The organism is Acidimangrovimonas sediminis (genome assembly GCF_002871005.1).
In the GTDB taxonomy this organism is placed as follows: domain Bacteria; phylum Pseudomonadota; class Alphaproteobacteria; order Rhodobacterales; family Rhodobacteraceae; genus Acidimangrovimonas; species Acidimangrovimonas sediminis.
Genome location: NZ_PHSN01000006.1, coordinates 190,211 through 205,963 on the forward strand (window position 1 = coordinate 190,211; position 15,753 = coordinate 205,963).

Below are 15,753 nucleotides of genomic sequence, written 5' to 3' on the forward strand. Positions count from 1 at the left end.
CCGTGCCGCTGTCCGAGCCGCAGTTTCTATCGCCTTCTGGCGGGGGGGCGTGTCGGTGATGCTCATGCCACGCAGAACATCACGGAACGGTTGAGCCTTCTTTAACCGGTTTACCCCAGTGTCACCCCTGACGGCAGCATGCCGGGGCCCAGGTTGGGGCCGCATTCGGGCCGCGTCGGGGTCGGGGTGCCCGCGACAGGAGGAAGATGGTGAGTATGGCGGCGCAAGACAGCCAGATCAGGCCCTATCAAGGCCCGAAGGCGCGATTCGCCCTGCCACGGAACATCACCGCCCTGATGCTGCGCGAGATGGCGACGACCTATGGCCGGTCGCCCGGCGGCTATCTGTGGGCCCTGATCGACCCGATCGGCGGAATCGCCGTGCTGACCCTTGTCTTCACCTTCTTCCTGCGGCGGCCGCCGCTGGGCGACAACTTTCCGCTGTTCTATGCGACGGGGTACCTGCCGTTCCTGCTCTACAACGCGGTGGCGCAGAACCTCAGCCAGGCGATCCTCTACTCGCGCCCGCTGCTGGCTTATCCGCGCGTCACCTTCCTCGACGCGCTGGTGGTACGGTTCGTGCTGGCGTTCCTGACGCAGGTTCTGGCGATGTATATCGTGATCGCGGGGATCGTCGCGGTTTTCGGCCTGCGCCCCTGGGTCGACCCATGGGCGGCGGGCAACGCGCTGGGCATGGCGGCGGCACTGGGCGCCGGGGTGGGTACGCTGAACTGCTACCTGATGACCGCCTTCCCCGCCTGGGCGCGGATCTGGGCGATCGTCACGCGGCCGCTGTTCCTGATCTCGGGGGCGTTCTTCCTGTATGAGGGCCTGCCCCTGCCGGCGCGTGAGGTTCTCTGGTTCAACCCACTGATCCACGTCACCGCCGAAATGCGGGCGGGATTCTACCCGACTTACGAGGCTGCCTTCGTGTCGTCCTCCTTCGTTTACCTCGCGGCCCTGACGGCGCTGGCGGCGGGGCTGATGCTACTGAGGCGCCATTCCCGGACCATGGCTGCGGAGGGATGAGATGACGGATGCAAGCGGGATCGACCTGGCCTTTCTGCGCGGGCCGGGGATGGCACGGGCCCGGCACAGGCTGCGGGTGATGAAACGGTTTGCCCTGCCGGCGCCCTGGCGCTGGCGCTACATCGCCGAGGCGAAGCGGTCCGGACTGTTCGACCGGACGTTCTACCGTGGCGCCAACCCGTCGCTGCACGCGCTGTTCCGTGCGTTCCCCGAACGGCACTATGTCACCTTCGGCGAGGCGATGGGTCTGCGCCCCAACCCGGATTTCAGCCCGCGGGCCTATGTCGGTTACAACCCGGATCTGAAGGGGCAGCCGGCGCCCTTCCTGCATTATCTGCGCGCCGGTCGGCATGAGGACCGCATCACCAAGGAACTGCCCCCGGTAGATGAATGCCTTCCGGTGCGCCCGCCGGTGTTGCGCGGCCATGCACGGACGGCGGAATTCGCGGTCGTCGTCCATATCTATTATCACGAAATGTGGGACGAGATCGCCGAAACCCTGGCCGAGGCGGGGGTGGATCACGACCTTTTCGTCACGCTCACCCACAAGGGCGCCGCGACCGAGGCGCTGATGGCGCGGATCCGCGAAAGCCACCCGGGCGCTGTGCTGGTGCCGATGCCGAACCACGGGCGCGACATCTTTCCCTTCCTGCATCTGGTGAATGCCGGGGTGCTCGACGGGTACCGCGCGATCTGCAAGCTGCATACCAAGAAGTCGCCACACCGGCAGGACGGCGATCACTGGCGCCGCCACCTGATCGGCGGCATCCTTCCCGGCGCCGACACAGGGCCGCTGCTCGACCGTTTCCTTGCCGATCCGAACGCCGCATTCTGGGTCGCCGACGGCCAGCACTACACAGGGGACGAATGGTGGGGCTGCAACCGGCAGACGGTGACCCACCTCCTGCGCCGTGTCGAGATTCGGACGGGGGAGTTTCCGCTCTCTTTTCCGGCCGGGTCGATCTATTGGCTGAAGCCGTTGATGATCGCGATGCTGCGGGGCATGGCGCTGACTGAAGCGATCTTCGAGCCGGAGGAGGGGCAGGTCGACGGCACGCTGGCCCATGCGGTGGAACGCGCGCTCGGGCACCTCGTGCAGGCGGCGGGCATGACCATCGCCCAGACCTCGCAGCTGATCGAGAGCGGCCCGCCGGCGGCGCCGGTACGACCGGCCTTCGTGACGGCGGCCTACCTGCCGCAGTTCCACCCGACGCCCGAGAACGACGCCTGGTGGGGCAAGGGGTTCACCGAATGGACCAACGTGATCCGGGCCACGCCGCAATTCCCGGGCCATCGCCAGCCGATGCTGCCGGGCGAGACGGGTTTCTACGATCTGCGCCTGCCCGAGGTGATGGGAATGCAGGCCAGGATGGCGCGGGCGGCGGGGGTCGATGCCTTTTGCGTCTACCATTACTGGTTCGATGGCCGCCGCGTGCTGCATGAGCCCTTGAACCGGCTTCTGGCAGAAACAGGCACGGATTTTCCATTCTACCTGTGCTGGGCCAACGAAAGCTGGCGCCGCAACTGGGATGGCCTGTCGGGCGAGGTGCTGATGGAACAGACCTACGCCGAGGGGTTCGAGGCGGCGCTGGCGCAGGACCTGATGCCCTACATGTCCGACCCGCGCTATGCCCGGCCCGACGGGCGGCGGCCGCGGTTCGTGATCTACCGGCCCGAGGACATGCCGGACCCAGAGACCAACGTCGCCCGCCTGCGTGCCGCCTGGCGCGAGCTGGGGCTGGGGCAGGTGGAGATCGGGGCGGTGCGCTTCCATGTCGGTGGGGAGGCGCCGGTTGCGCCGCACGTCTTCGACTTCTGGATCGAGATGCCGCCGCACGGGCTGGTCCACGGGCAGGATTTCCTGTTCGGCGGGCCGGGGGGCAACCGTCTGGGCTTTGATGTCGCCCCGGGGTTCGAGGGGCTGATCTACGATTATGCCGGCGCGATGCGCAACAGCCTGGCGCCGGACCGTGGGCGGCCGAAGAACCTGATCGCCGGGGTCATGCCGTCGTGGGACAACACCGCGCGGCGCGGCAACCGGGGCCATGTCGCCTACGGCGCGAATCCCGCGCGCTTTCATCACTGGCTCTCGCGGATCGGGGCGGCACGATTGCCGGCTTCCTACCGCGGGGAATTGTTCATCAACGCCTGGAACGAATGGGCCGAGAAGGCGATGCTGGAGCCGTCCGAGCAATATGGACGCGCCTGCCTCGACGTGCTGGCCCAATGGACCGGGACCGGCAAACCCGGGGGAGACGGAAACTAGACATGGCGCATCTCGTCCTTCACATCGGCCTGCACAAGACCGCGACCACGACGATCCAGGACACGCTGTTCCAGAACCGCGAACTGCTGTTGAACCACGGGTTGATCTATCCCTTCGTGGGCGAGACGCGGGGGCATCACGGGTTGGTCACGCGCTGGATCCCGATGCCCGCCCCCTATGCCCTGCGCGGCAACCCCGAGGCCGAGTGGCACCGCGTCGCCGCCGATTATGCCGATGCCGACGGCACCGTCTTCCTCTCGTCCGAGGAATTCTCGCGCGCACATCCGCGGCAGGTCGACCTCGATGATCTGCGCCGGCTGACGGAACCTTACGAGTCGGTGCAGGTGATCTGCATGCTCCGCAACCAGCGCAGCTTCCTGCAATCGGTCTATGGCCAGATCGCCCGCGACCGCGCCGCGCCCGAGGTGCGGGGCTTCGTGCGGCACGCGCTGGACACTGGCTTCGCCGACGGGTTGTGGATGGATTATGACGCGCTTTCCGCCCATCTCGAGACGGTTTTCGCCCCCGATGAGCTGACGTTCCTCAGCTACGAGGCCGCGACCGCCTCGGAGGGTGGGATCATGGGCGAGATGCTGCGTCGGCTGCATGTGCCGGTTCGGGCGGACCAGTTGAAGCCCTTCGCCAAGGGACGGTCGAACGTGTCGCACGATCCGCTGGCGGCGCTGGTCGCGGGGGCGATCTCGCGCCCCGGGATCGCGCCGGCGGCACTGGTGGGGCTGGTTGAACAGGTGTTGCGCGACCAGTTCGGGCCCGACATGCGGGGCACGATCTTCTCGCCCGAGGAAAGTAGCGATATCGCGCAGCGGTTCACGGCCTCGAACGCCCGGTTCCTGGCCCGCCGCGCATCGGTCCAGCCGGGCCTGACCCTGGCCGACCCCGTGGTATCGGGCAACGAGATCGGGCGCGATCGGCTGACGCGCCCGGTCTGGGAACGTATTGCGCGCGCGCTCTGGCATGCTGGCGAAGCCGCATGAAAACGTCTCTAATCTTAGGCAAAACGCCTGCATTCGCTCACGCTTCGGTAAGATCTGCGCCCTAGCCTTGAGAACTGACGGATGGCCAACCGGGCCGTCCCTGCAGCAGGAGGCAAGGATGTCGCGACAGGCCCGACCCGACGAGGTGACGATCCTTCTTGCCCTGTTCAACGGGGCGCCCTGCCTCGATCCGCAACTGCAAAGTTACCGCGACCAGAGCCATGCCAACTGGCGCCTGATCGTGTCGGATGACGGTTCCACGGACGCGGGGCCGGCCCTCGTGCGGGCCTTTTCCGGCGCCGCCGACGGGCGGGCGGTGACGCTGATCGACGGGCCGCGGCGGGGATTCGGCCAGAACTTTCTGCACCTGATCCGCGCGGCGGGGCCGGACACGCCGCATGTCGCGCTGTCGGATCAGGATGACGTCTGGTTGCCGGAAAAGATCGCCCGAGCTGTCGCGCATCTTGCCATGGTGCCGACGGACATGCCCGCGCTTTACGGCAGCCGCACCTGGGTCTGCGACCGAAACCTGACGCGGCTGCATCCTTCGCCGCTGCATCGCCGGCCGCCGGGCTTTCGCAATGCGCTGATGCAGTGCATCGTCGGCGGCAACACGATGATGCTGAACCGCGCCGCGCTCGACCTCGTGCAGGCCGCGGCGGCCGAGGCGGGGCAGATCGTGTCGCACGACTGGTGGATCTACCAGATCGTCTCGGGCGCCGGGGGACGGGTGATCTACGATCCGCAGCCGACCGTCCTCTACCGTCAGCACGGCGCCAACCTCGTGGGTGAGAACCGGTCGCTGCCGGCGCGGGCCCGGCGGGTCGCGCGCGTACTGTCGGGGGGGCTGCGCGACTGGAATGCGATCAACCTGCGTGCGCTGGCGGCATCGTCTCATCGGTTGACCGAGGAAAACCGGCAGCTTGTCGAGGGATTCGTCCGATTGCGGGCCGGGCCGCGGGCGATGCGTGCCCGCGCGCTGCGAAAACTCGGCCTCTATCGCCAATCGGGCCCGGCACAGGCGGCCCTCCTGATGGCGGCACCGCTCGGGCTGATCTGAGCGGGCTGAACACGATAAGGGGAGGATCTGCGCACTGCTGCACAACGACCTGTGTCATCTTGCCTTGATGCCTCGCCGCTGCCTCGCGCGTTAATATAGTCGGAGAGGAGAGCCGGTGACTGCATGGAAGATCAGATTCCCGCCTGGGTGAACGGCACGCTGATGCCGCGTGACAAGCTGGAGGTGCATCGCGCAGGCCTGCGCCACATGGCGGTGTCGGTCTTCGTCATCGACGGCGACAAGACCCTGATACAGCGCCGCGCGATGGCCAAGTACCATACGCCGGGTCTCTGGGCGAACAGTTGCTGCACCCATCCGCGCTGGGAAGAAGACCCGGTGGACTGCGCCGTGCGTCGCCTGCGCGAGGAGCTGGGGCTAAGCGGTCTCTATCCCAACCACCGCGACCGGGTCGAATACCGCGCCGACGTCGGCTCCGGCATGGTCGAGCACGAGGTGGTGGATATCTATATCGCGTACGCCACGCCGGGCATGCAGATTGCCCCGAACCCTGACGAGGTGATGGACACCCGCTGGATCGAGCTGCACGATCTCTGTGCCGAGGTGGAGCGTCACCCGGCCCGCTTCACCCCGTGGCTTCAGATCTACATGCGCGAACACAAGAGCCGGATCTTCGGCACGCTGGTACGGTGCTGAGCGGTGCGGTGCGGTGCTGACCGGCCGGGGGCACCGGACCTTGATCAGAACCCCATCGCCACCGCGCTGGCGCGGTAGCCGTCCATCGCCTTCACCAGCTCGGCACTGATCCCGGGCTCCGACAGAGCGTGGCCGGCCAGCGGCACCATCTTCAGGTCGGCGCGGGGCCAGTTGGCGGACAGGTCCCAGGCCGATCGTGGCGGGCAGATCATGTCATAACGACCCTGCACGATCACCGTCGGGATGTCGCGCAGCCGCACCTTCTGGTCCAGGATCCAGCCATCGTGCTCAAGAAAGCCGCCGTGGGTGAAATAGTGATTCTCCAGCCGCGCGAAGGCATGGGCGTATTCCGACGGCCCCTCGCCCCGGCCAGCGTCATGCTCGATCGTCGCAAGGGCATTCTCCCACCCCGCCCAAAGCCGGGCAAAGCGCGTTTCCTCGGCATAATCGCCGCTGAACAGCCGACGGTGATAGGCCGTGATCAGGTCGTCACGCTCGTCCTCGGGAATGGCGCTGGCGAATCGCGTCCAGAGGTCGGGCCAGAACGCCCCGGCCCCGCCACCGTAGAACCAGCCAAGCTCGCGCTGCATCATCAGGAAGACACCGCGCAGGATCAGCGCGGCGGTCCGCTCCGGGTGGGTGATCGCATAGATCAGCGACAGCGTCGCGCCCCAGCTGCCGCCGAAGACCATCCAGCGCTTGATCCCCAGCGCCTCGCGGATCCGCTCCATGTCGGCGACGAGATGCCAGGTCGTGTTGGCCTCGACCGAGGCATGCGGCCTCGACCGGCCACAGCCGCGCTGGTCGAACAGCACGACCCGGTAATGCGCCGGGTCGAAATATCGCCGCATGGCCGGGCTCGACCCGCCGCCGGGGCCGCCATGGACCACCACGACGGGCACCCCCCGGGGGTTGCCCGATTGCTCGACATAGACGGTATGCCCATCGCCCACGTCCAGCATCCGCTGATCGAAAGGCTCGATCGCGGGGTAGAGGTAGGCGCCTGCGCGCTTTTGGCCTGCGTTTCTGTCCATGTCAGGGTTATATAACGCGAAGACGCGTCCCGCCACGGTGTCGCGTCGTCGCAAGTGCCCGGAATCGACAGGAGTTGATATGACACGCGCATCCACCGCCCCCGCGACGGCCGCAACGGGGACCGCGACGGTCGATCCCGCCGAGGTGGCGAAGTTCGAGGCAATGGCCGCCGAGTGGTGGGATCCGCATGGCAAGTTCAAGCCGCTGCACGAGATGAATCCCTGCCGGCTGGATTATATCACCCGCCAGATCGCCGCCGAATTCGGCCGGGATCTTGCCGATCCGCAGGCCTTCGCGGGTCTCAGGCTGCTCGATATCGGCTGCGGTGGTGGGCTTCTGTCGGAACCCATGGCGCGGCTGGGCGCCGAGGTGGTTGGCGCCGACGCGGCCGCCGGAAACATTCCCGTCGCGCGGCTTCATGCCGAGCAGTCGGGGCTTGCGATCGACTACCGCAACGTGACGGCCGAGTCGCTGGCCGCGGCCGGCGAACGCTTCGACGTGGTGCTGAACATGGAGGTGGTCGAACATGTCGCCGACCCGCTCGCCTATCTCACCGCCTGCCATGACCTGCTGAAGCCCGGCGGGCTGATGATCTGCTCGACGCTGAACCGCAACGCCAAAAGCTTCGCGATGGCGATCGTCGGGGCCGAATGGGTGATGCGCTGGCTGCCCAAGGGCACCCACGAATGGGCCAAGTTCATCACGCCCGAGGAACTTTACGACCTGATCCGCCGCGCGGGCCTCGACCCGGTCGACCGCAAGGGCATGGTGTTCAACCCGCTCGCTTGGTCGTGGAGCCTGTCCGATCGTGATCTGTCGGTGAACTACGTCACCGCCTCGGTCCGACGCGACTGACGGCCCCACACTCGGCCCCGCCTCCTCTTCTTCTGAGCGGAAGTATCCCGGGGGTCCGGGGGCTGGCCCCCGGCCTTGCCCAGGGGCCTTCCCGGGCACGCCCTCGTGATCTCAGACGATCACGTCCATGGGCGTCTGCGCGCCGACCTCGAACACCCGCTTGTAGCGTGCGACTTCCTCGGGGGGCCCCATCGCCTTGACCGGGTTGTCCGACAGTTTCACCGTGGGCCGCCCTTCGGCCGCGACCGCCTTGCAGACAAGGCTGAAGGGCGCCAGCGCGTCGCCCGGCACCAGCCCGCGGAAATCGTTGGTCAGAAGTGTGCCCCAACCAAAGCTGAACCGCACCCGGCCCGCGAATCGTGTGCTCAGCTCGGCGATCTTCTCGACGTCGAGACCGTCGGAAAAGATGATCAGCTTCTTCGTCGGGTCCTCGCCGCGCTCCTTCCACCAGGCGATCGCGCTCTCGGCGCCTTCCACCGGGTCGCCGCTGTCGATGCGGATCCCGGTCCAGCCGGCAAGCCAGTCCGGCGCGTGTTTCAGGAAGCCCCTGGTGCCGTAGGTGTCGGGCAGGATGATGCGCAGCATCCCCTCGTGTTCCTCGTGCCAGTCGGCCAGCACGCGATACGGGGCCTCGCGCAGGTCCGCGTCGGTCTCGGCGAGCGCGGCATAGACCATCGGCATCTCATGCGCATTGGTGCCGATTGCCTCGAGGTCGCGGTTCATCGCGATCAGGCAGTTTGAGGTGCCGACGAAGGCCTCGCCCAGCCCTTCCTGCAGGGCCTGGACACACCAGTCCTGCCATAGGAAGGAATGCCGCCGCCGCGTGCCGAAATCGGCCAGCTTCAGCCCGTCGATCGCCTTCAGCCGCTCGACCTTTTCCCACAGCTTGGTCATCGCCCGGGCGTAGAGAACCTGAAGCTCGAACCGCCGCATGTCGTTCAGCACGGCGCGCGAGCGCAGTTCCATCAGTACGGCCAGCGCCGGGATCTCCCACAGCATGACCTCGGGCCAGGTACCCTCGAACGTGAGCTCGTACTGGCCGTCGCGTTTCTCGAGGTGGTAGGGCGGCAGGCGCAGCGCGTCGAACCATTCCATGAAGTCTGGGCGGAACATCTGCCGCTTGCCGTAGAACATGTTGCCGCGCAGCCAGGTGCTTTCGCCGCGCCCGAGGCGGAGCGACCGGATATGATCGAGCTGTTCGCGCAGCTCGCCCTCGTCGATCAGTTCGGCCAGTCGGATGTTCTTGGAGCGGTTGATCAGGCTGAAGGTAACCTGCGTCTTCGGGCTGTTGCGATAGATCGACTGGCACATCAGCAGCTTGTAGAAGTCGGTGTCGATCAGCGACCGCACGATCGGGTCGATTTTCCAGCGGTGGTTGTAGACCCTGGTGGCGATATCGACCATTCGTCAGCCCTCCAGCACGACGCCAGCCTCGACCATCGCGCCCCGCGCGGCCTCGAGGCTGCCGTCAAGGTCGATCGCGCGGCAGGCGTCTTCCAGCACGGTCACGTCATAGCCCAGCCGCGCCGCGTCGAGCGCGGAATACTGGACGCAGAAATCGGTGGCGAGGCCCACCAGCATCAACTGCTCGACCCCGCGGCTGCGGAGGTATCCGTCAAGCCCGGTGGGGGTGGCATGGTCATTCTCGAAAAACGCGGAATAGCTGTCGATCTGGCTGCGAAAGCCCTTGCGGATGATCATGTCCGCGCCGTCGGTGTGAAGGTCGTCGTGGAACGCCGCGCCGGGGGTGCCGATCACGCAATGGTCGGGCCAGAGCACCTGCTCTCCGTAGGGCATCGTCGTCACGCCGAACGGCGCGGCGCCCGGGTGTTGCGAGGCAAAGGAGGCATGGTCTGCCGGGTGCCAGTCCTGCGTCAGCACCTTGACCTGAAAGTCCTTCATCAGGGCGTTGATCCGGGGAACGATGCGGTCGCCGTCTGTGACGGCAAGCTTGCCGCCGGGGCAGAAATCGTTCTGGACGTCGATCACGATCAGGGCATGGGTGCCGGGCTGCATGGGCGTCTCCTGTTTGACGAAGGCCTAGGGCGCGGTGGGGGCTTCGTCAATGGCAAGGCCCTTGGCCGCGCGGGGCCGAGAGGGCCGTCAGCCGGCGGTTTCGGTGCAGTGGCGGCGAAACGCCTTCTTGAGCATGTCGAGCTCGGCCCGCAGCAGGTCGACTTCGGCGCGGATGTCGTCTTCCAGCGGCTCGCCGGTCATGATGGCGAAGCTTGCCAGCCGTGCCCCGGTCAGGGCGTCGCGGATCAGCACGGTCTGCACCCCGTCGCTCAGCGCCGAGGCGGGGATCGGCACGCTGACCGTCCAGCCGCCGTCACGTTCCGGGATGACGCGGATGCCGGGGACCGGCTGGTCGAGGTGGGTGACCGACAGCAGGGGCGCGCCGCCGTCGGGCGTGGCGGGGCCGCTCAGCCGGCCTGACCAGACCCCCTGCGAGATCTGAAGCCTGGTCAGGGTCAAGTCGGATGCCGGCATGTCACACCTCCGCCCGCGGCCGGCGCGAGAAGGTCAGGTCGCGCAGGGTGATCTGGTTCATCTCGGGGGTCTCGAAGATCAGGTCGACCCAGATCTTCTCGATCCGCTTCTCGTTGATCTTGGTATAGCCGAGGTCGAATTCCACCATCACCTCGGGCTGTTGCAGCGGCAGTTCGCGCACCACCTGGTCGGTATTGGGGCCATGCTTGACGTTGAGACGGGCGAAGATCTCAATCGGGCGCTCCATCTCTACGGTGGTGTCCATGCGCACGATGTGGCGCCGGCGCAGTCCGTGGATCGCCTCTTGCGGCAGGTCGAGGACCAGCGAGAGGAAACTGCCGTCGAAGCGGAACACGTCGAGACGCAGGCCGAAGGGCGCAAGATCGGCCTCGCGCGTATTGCGGATCTGGCGCAGCGTCAGTTCGGACGTGGCGCAATCGTGGAACACGGTCGCCTCGGCGCCGAACATGGTCTGGCTTTCCACTGCCGACAGCCCGCGCGCGGGCATCGGCCCGCGCCACAGTTCCGGGCGCCAGGACCAGTCGGCCGAGGCCGGCTTGCGCATCGCGTTGGAGCCGATCATCGGAAGGGCCAGCCGACCGTCGGCGACATGGGCGAGACGTTCCAGCTGCCGGTCCAGGGCGCGTGCCTGGCTGCGCACGGCCCGAAGGGTGCCAAGGTCGATCTGCCCCGCCTGTTCCGCCGCACGACGCCAGCGGCGCAACGCGCGGCGCTGCACCATGCTATCGAAATACTGGCCCAGGCTGCTCTTCATTCTGCCCCGACTGCTCACCAATTCACGGCCTTGGCCGCTGTTTCGGCGCCCCCTTCCGGGATGTATCGCCAAAAAGAGTGAACAAAGCCACCCCCTTGAGAAAGCTACTCCCTTGAGGTGGGGCCTTAGCCCGTCGTCGCGGCTGCGGTGGCTTTTGGCGATTCCGCCCGCACCTGTGCCATGAAAGCGCGCAGGAGCGTCTCGGCCCGGCGCGCGCCGATCGCGCGGTTCGGCAGACCCACCACCGAGAGCGTGACGATATGGCCGTTCAGGTCGAACAGTACCCGCCAGCTTTCCGGGGTGTCGGGCCGGCCGGGGAAGGCCGAACTGTCGCGCAGGTGCAGGAAGAAGGCGCCGTTGCCGTCGTGGTGGCCAAGGATGCGCACGGTCGAAGCCCGTCCCGACCGGCTTAGCGCGGCGCGGCCCTGGGGCGATTCGAAGTAGCGGGCGAGGCGCTTCTGGTCGCTGGAGATGCCCGCGCCCGAGGCGCCCGCCGACACGGCGGCGGTCAGCACGGCATAGGCCTTGGGCTGGGGCGCGCTGGCGGTATTCGAAAGTGCGGCGCAACTGCCCAGCAGCACGAAGGCGCCCTGTGCCGAATCCTTGCTGTGGGTGGTGTCGACGCAATAGCCGGCAGGCCCCGCGATCACGACGCTGCCGCCCGCGACGGGCATCCGCTGCGGCGCCATGAGCCCGGTGCAGGCAGCGACCAGCGGGACGATCGCCGCAGCCAGCAGAACGGCCGCGCGGCGGCGGCGCCCTGTGCCGGGCGTTCGTACTGGGGGCGGCAGCTTGCGCTGCCGGCGGGCAAGGCGGCTCCTGGGCTTCGGGGGCACGCTGTCGGCATGGCGCATGACTTCCTCCGCGGTCGGCGTCCGGAGGGGATAATCTGCTGCGGCGCGTGGGGCAAGGTTGATCACCCCTGCCGTCGGGGGGGTTCGCCGCCGATGTGGGGGCAGGGTGCGGGGGCGGGGGGCAAGCGCCACGGCGCCTCGCGCGGGCGGCATCGGGGGAGATGGCGTCCGGCGATTGCAATTCGCCCCTGTGCGGCTTATCTCGGGCGCCACGACGCTGCGACGAAAGGCCATGGGCCCGATGAACTGGATCTCGAACTACGTCCGCCCCAAGATCAATTCGCTGTTCTCGCGCCGCGAGGTGCCCGAGAACCTTTGGACCAAGTGCCCTGAATGCGGCACGATGCTGTTCCACCGCGAATTGGCGGACAACCTGAACGTCTGCACGACCTGCGATCACCACATGGCGATCACGCCGCGGGCGCGGTTCGCCGCACTGTTCGACGGCGGCGTGTTCCACGAGATCGCGGTGACGGAGCCACTGCCCGATCCGCTGCAGTTCCGCGACCAGAAGCGCTATCCCGACCGTCTGCGCGCGGCGCAGCGCGAGACCGGCGAAAAGGGCGCGATGCTGGTCGCCGAGGGCGAGATGGGGCGCACCCCGATCGTTGCGGCGGCGCAGGATTTCTCGTTCATGGCGGGATCGATGGGCATGCAGGTGGGCAACGCGATCATCGCGGGCGCACAGCGCGCGGTGAAGCTCAAGCGCCCGTTCGTCCTGTTTTCCGCCGCGGGCGGCGCGCGTATGCAGGAAGGCATTCTCAGCCTGATGCAGATGCCGCGGTCGACCATCGCGGTGCAGATGCTGAAGGAGGCGGGTCTTCCCTACATCGTCGTGTTGACCCATCCGACCACCGGCGGGGTGACGGCCAGCTATGCGATGCTGGGCGACGTGCAGATCGCCGAGCCCAACGCCCTGATCTGTTTCGCCGGCCCCCGGGTGATCGAGCAGACGATCCGCGAGAAGCTGCCCGAAGGGTTCCAGCGCGCGGAATATCTTCTGGATCACGGCATGCTCGACCGGGTGACCCACCGCAAGGCGATGAAGGATGAGCTGGTGACGATCCTGCGCATGCTGACCGGCCAGCCCCCCGCGGTGAAGGGGGAGCTTCCCTCGCCGCCCGAACCGGCGGAACCGGACGCCGCGCCCGAGCAGTCCTCCGCGCCCGAACCGGCGCCGAAAGGGGACGCCAAGGCGTGAGCACGGGCCAGACCGAGGTGCAGGTGGTGGCGTCGGACGCCCTGCTTCAGCATCTGCTGACGTTGCACCCCAAGGTGATCGACCTGACGCTGGACCGGATGGTCCGGCTGCTTCACGCCCTCGGCGACCCGCAGGAGCGGATCGCGCCGGTGATCCACGTCGCGGGCACCAACGGCAAAGGGTCGACACAGGCGATGATCCGCGCCGGCCTCGAGGCGGCGGGTGAGCGCGTCCATGCCTACACCTCGCCCCATCTCGCGCGGTTCCACGAACGGATCCGGCTGGCGGGCGAGACGATCCCCGAGGCCATGCTCGTACAGGTGCTCGAGGAATGCGAGACGGCGAATGCCGGCCTGCCGATGACGTTCTTCGAGATCACCACGGCGGCGGCCTTCGTTGCGATGTCGCGGGTGCCGGCGGATCACGTGCTGCTGGAGGTGGGCCTGGGCGGGCGCCTTGACGCCACCAATGTGCTGGCACGGCCCGAGCTGACGATCATCACGCCGGTCTCGATCGACCACCAGCAGTACCTCGGCGAGACGCTCCCCGAGATCGCGGGAGAAAAGGCTGGGATCCTGAAGCGTGGGGTGCCCTGTGTCGTCGGCCCGCAGGAAGAGGCGGCGCTCGAGGTGATCGAGGCGCGGGCCGCGCGGCTTGGCGCTCCGCTTCTGGTGCATGGCCAGCACTGGCACGTGACCGAGGAACGCGGTCGCCTGGTGTTCCAGGACGAGAATGGCCTGCTGGACCTGCCGCTGCCAAACCTGCCCGGGCCGCACCAGATCATGAACGCGGGCGCGGCGCTGATGGCGCTGCGCCATCTGGGCTATGCCGAGGCGGCCTGCGAGGGCGCGGTGACCCGCGCTTTCTGGCCCGCCCGGATGCAGCGGCTGAAGACCGGCCCTCTGGTCGACGCCGCGCAGGGCGCGGAACTCTGGCTCGACGGCGGGCACAACCCGGCGGGGGGCAAGGCGGTGGCGGCGACGCTGGCGCGGATGCCGGCCAGGCCCACCCATCTGGTCTGCGGCATGCTCAACACCAAGGATGTCGCGGGCTACCTGCGCCCGCTGGCCGCCCAGGTGGCGGACCTGCACGCCGTCTCGATCCCGGGCGAGACCGCGACCCTGCCGGCCGAGGCCACGCGCGACGCGGCGCTGTCGGTGGGCATGAAGGCCACCACCGCCGAAAGCGTCCGGGCGGCCATCGAAGAGATCGTCGCAGCCGATCCCTCGGCCCGCCTGCTGATCTGCGGGTCGCTCTATCTCGCGGGCCAGGTTCTGCGCGACAACGCCTGACCTATCCCTTTCATTGTTCCCCAAATACGCCCGGGGGGCAGAGAGAGAGGCGCAGGGGGGCAGCGCCCCCGCGCCTAGGACGTCTGACCCCAGCTCTTGTCCTGCATCTCGCGCAGGCGGCTGGCGGTGCGCTCGAACTCGAACGAGCCTTCTCCCTCGGTATAGAGCCTTTCCGGCTCGTCCGCGGCAGAGCAGATCAGCCGGGTCTTCGCCTCGTAGAGCGAATCGATCAGGGTGACGAAGCGCTTCGCCTCGTTGTAGTTCGACGAGGACAGGTGCGGGATCCCCTCGAGGATCAGCACCTGCACCGCATCGGCCAGCGCAAGGTAATCCGCGGGCCCCAGGGGAGCGCCGCACAATTCCCAGAAACTCGCCCGTCCGACGCCGTTCTTGTAGGCGGGGACCACGACGGTCCGGCCCTTGACCGTCAGCTCCAGCATCTCGCCCTGACCGCCGCCGGTCAGATCGTGCCAGACCGCGTCGATTTCGGGCTTTGCCGGGCCGGCGGGGGTGAACCAGACCTGCGCGCCGGTCAGGCGGTGTTGGCGGTAATCCTCGGCGCTGACCAGTTCCTGCACCTTCATCCGCTCCTTCAGGAGGTCGATGAAGGGCAGGAACAGCTGCCGGTTCAGCCCGTCCTTGTAGAGATCGTCAGGGATCCGGTTCGACGTGGTGACGACCACCACCCCGGCATCGAAGAGCTTCTGGAACAGCCGTCCCACGATCATCGCGTCGGCGATGTCGGTGATCTGCATCTCGTCGAAGCACAGTAGGCGCGTCGTCTCGATCACCTTGCGCGCGACGGGTTCCAGAGCGTCCGGGGTCGAGGTCTTGCGCGCCTCGGTGAGGCCCGCCTGCACCTCCTGCATGAAGGCGTGAAAATGGACGCGGCGCTTGCGGCGGATGTCGGTGGCGCCGAAGAACAGATCCATCAGCATCGACTTGCCGCGGCCCACGCCGCCCCAGAGGTACAGGCCCTTCGGCGGCTCTGGCTCCTTCTGGAACAGCCGCTTGAGGCCGCGCGCCTTCTCCGAGGTCTCCTCCATCGCGAGGCGGACCTCCTCGAGCAGGGGCAGCACCCCGCGTTGGGCGGGGTCGGATCGCAGGCGGCCCTCGGCCGCGCGCGCGTCATAGATCTCGGTCAGGGTCTGGCGCATCCGGTCGATGTAGCGCGGCCCGCGGGGAAGGGGAAGGGCCGGGGCGACTGCCGTATTGTCCGCGCATTGTCTCCTGCATCGGACCCTGCAG

General features: G+C 67.6%; 15 protein-coding genes. 8 read left to right on the forward strand and 7 right to left on the reverse strand.

Features of this window, described 5'->3' with window-relative positions:
- Positions 1–215 precede the first annotated feature (215 nt).
- From CVV76_RS07290 to idi, 5 genes are all read left to right on the forward strand, one after another.
- Entirely contained in the window at positions 216–1,028 is an 813-nt protein-coding gene (locus CVV76_RS07290; protein WP_102223976.1) for an ABC transporter permease, read from the forward strand.
- Between the two features lie 49 nt (positions 1,029–1,077).
- Positions 1,078–3,294, forward strand: coding sequence for a glycoside hydrolase family 99-like domain-containing protein (locus tag CVV76_RS07295; protein ID WP_408607882.1), 2,217 nt, complete (start codon positions 1,078–1,080; stop codon positions 3,292–3,294).
- A 2-nt stretch (positions 3,295–3,296) separates the two neighbouring features.
- Complete coding sequence (locus tag CVV76_RS07300; RefSeq protein ID WP_102223977.1) at positions 3,297–4,289, forward strand: hypothetical protein; 993 nt, start codon at positions 3,297–3,299, stop codon at positions 4,287–4,289.
- Positions 4,290–4,407: 118 nt separating this feature from the next.
- On the forward strand, positions 4,408–5,349 hold the full coding sequence (locus tag CVV76_RS07305; RefSeq protein WP_102223978.1) for a glycosyltransferase family 2 protein: 942 nt from the start codon (positions 4,408–4,410) through the stop codon (positions 5,347–5,349).
- Between the two features lie 123 nt (positions 5,350–5,472).
- Positions 5,473–6,003 (forward strand): isopentenyl-diphosphate Delta-isomerase, encoded by a 531-nt coding sequence (gene idi / locus CVV76_RS07310; protein ID WP_102223979.1) that lies wholly within the window; start codon positions 5,473–5,475, stop codon positions 6,001–6,003.
- 44 nt (positions 6,004–6,047) lie between these two features.
- Here the strand turns inward: idi and pip are convergent, their stop codons facing one another.
- The gene (gene pip, locus CVV76_RS07315) at positions 6,048–7,037 is read right to left on the reverse strand and encodes a prolyl aminopeptidase (protein ID WP_102223980.1); all 990 of its coding nucleotides are present in this window, start codon (positions 7,035–7,037) and stop codon (positions 6,048–6,050) included.
- A gap of 79 nt (positions 7,038–7,116) precedes the next feature.
- Here pip and ubiG point away from each other — a divergent pair, with 79 nt between their 5' ends.
- Complete coding sequence (gene ubiG, locus CVV76_RS07320; RefSeq protein ID WP_102223981.1) at positions 7,117–7,893, forward strand: bifunctional 2-polyprenyl-6-hydroxyphenol methylase/3-demethylubiquinol 3-O-methyltransferase UbiG; 777 nt, start codon at positions 7,117–7,119, stop codon at positions 7,891–7,893.
- A gap of 111 nt (positions 7,894–8,004) precedes the next feature.
- On the opposite strand, the gene pncB is transcribed toward ubiG, so the two are convergent.
- From pncB to CVV76_RS07345, 5 genes are all read right to left on the reverse strand, one after another.
- Positions 8,005–9,297 (reverse strand): nicotinate phosphoribosyltransferase, encoded by a 1,293-nt coding sequence (gene pncB / locus CVV76_RS07325; protein WP_102223982.1) that lies wholly within the window; start codon positions 9,295–9,297, stop codon positions 8,005–8,007.
- Positions 9,298–9,300: 3 nt separating this feature from the next.
- On the reverse strand, positions 9,301–9,909 hold the full coding sequence (gene pncA, locus CVV76_RS07330) for a bifunctional nicotinamidase/pyrazinamidase (protein ID WP_102223983.1): 609 nt from the start codon (positions 9,907–9,909) through the stop codon (positions 9,301–9,303).
- 87 nt (positions 9,910–9,996) lie between these two features.
- Entirely contained in the window at positions 9,997–10,383 is a 387-nt protein-coding gene (locus tag CVV76_RS07335) for a hypothetical protein (protein WP_102223984.1), read from the reverse strand.
- A 1-nt stretch (position 10,384) separates the two neighbouring features.
- The gene (locus tag CVV76_RS07340; RefSeq protein WP_199178521.1) at positions 10,385–11,158 is read right to left on the reverse strand and encodes a DUF6478 family protein; all 774 of its coding nucleotides are present in this window, start codon (positions 11,156–11,158) and stop codon (positions 10,385–10,387) included.
- Positions 11,159–11,283: 125 nt separating this feature from the next.
- Complete coding sequence (locus CVV76_RS07345; protein WP_102223985.1) at positions 11,284–12,012, reverse strand: hypothetical protein; 729 nt, start codon at positions 12,010–12,012, stop codon at positions 11,284–11,286.
- Positions 12,013–12,253: 241 nt separating this feature from the next.
- Here CVV76_RS07345 and accD point away from each other — a divergent pair, with 241 nt between their 5' ends.
- Complete coding sequence (gene accD / locus CVV76_RS07350; protein ID WP_102224135.1) at positions 12,254–13,213, forward strand: acetyl-CoA carboxylase, carboxyltransferase subunit beta; 960 nt, start codon at positions 12,254–12,256, stop codon at positions 13,211–13,213.
- 17 nt (positions 13,214–13,230) lie between these two features.
- Positions 13,231–14,505: a bifunctional folylpolyglutamate synthase/dihydrofolate synthase gene (locus CVV76_RS07355; RefSeq protein ID WP_102224136.1), complete on the forward strand. Its 1,275-nt coding sequence runs from the start codon at positions 13,231–13,233 to the stop codon at positions 14,503–14,505.
- A 74-nt stretch (positions 14,506–14,579) separates the two neighbouring features.
- Here the strand turns inward: CVV76_RS07355 and zapE are convergent, their stop codons facing one another.
- Positions 14,580–15,662: a cell division protein ZapE gene (zapE, locus tag CVV76_RS07360; RefSeq protein WP_102223986.1), complete on the reverse strand. Its 1,083-nt coding sequence runs from the start codon at positions 15,660–15,662 to the stop codon at positions 14,580–14,582.
- Between the last annotated feature and the right edge of the window lie 91 nt (positions 15,663–15,753).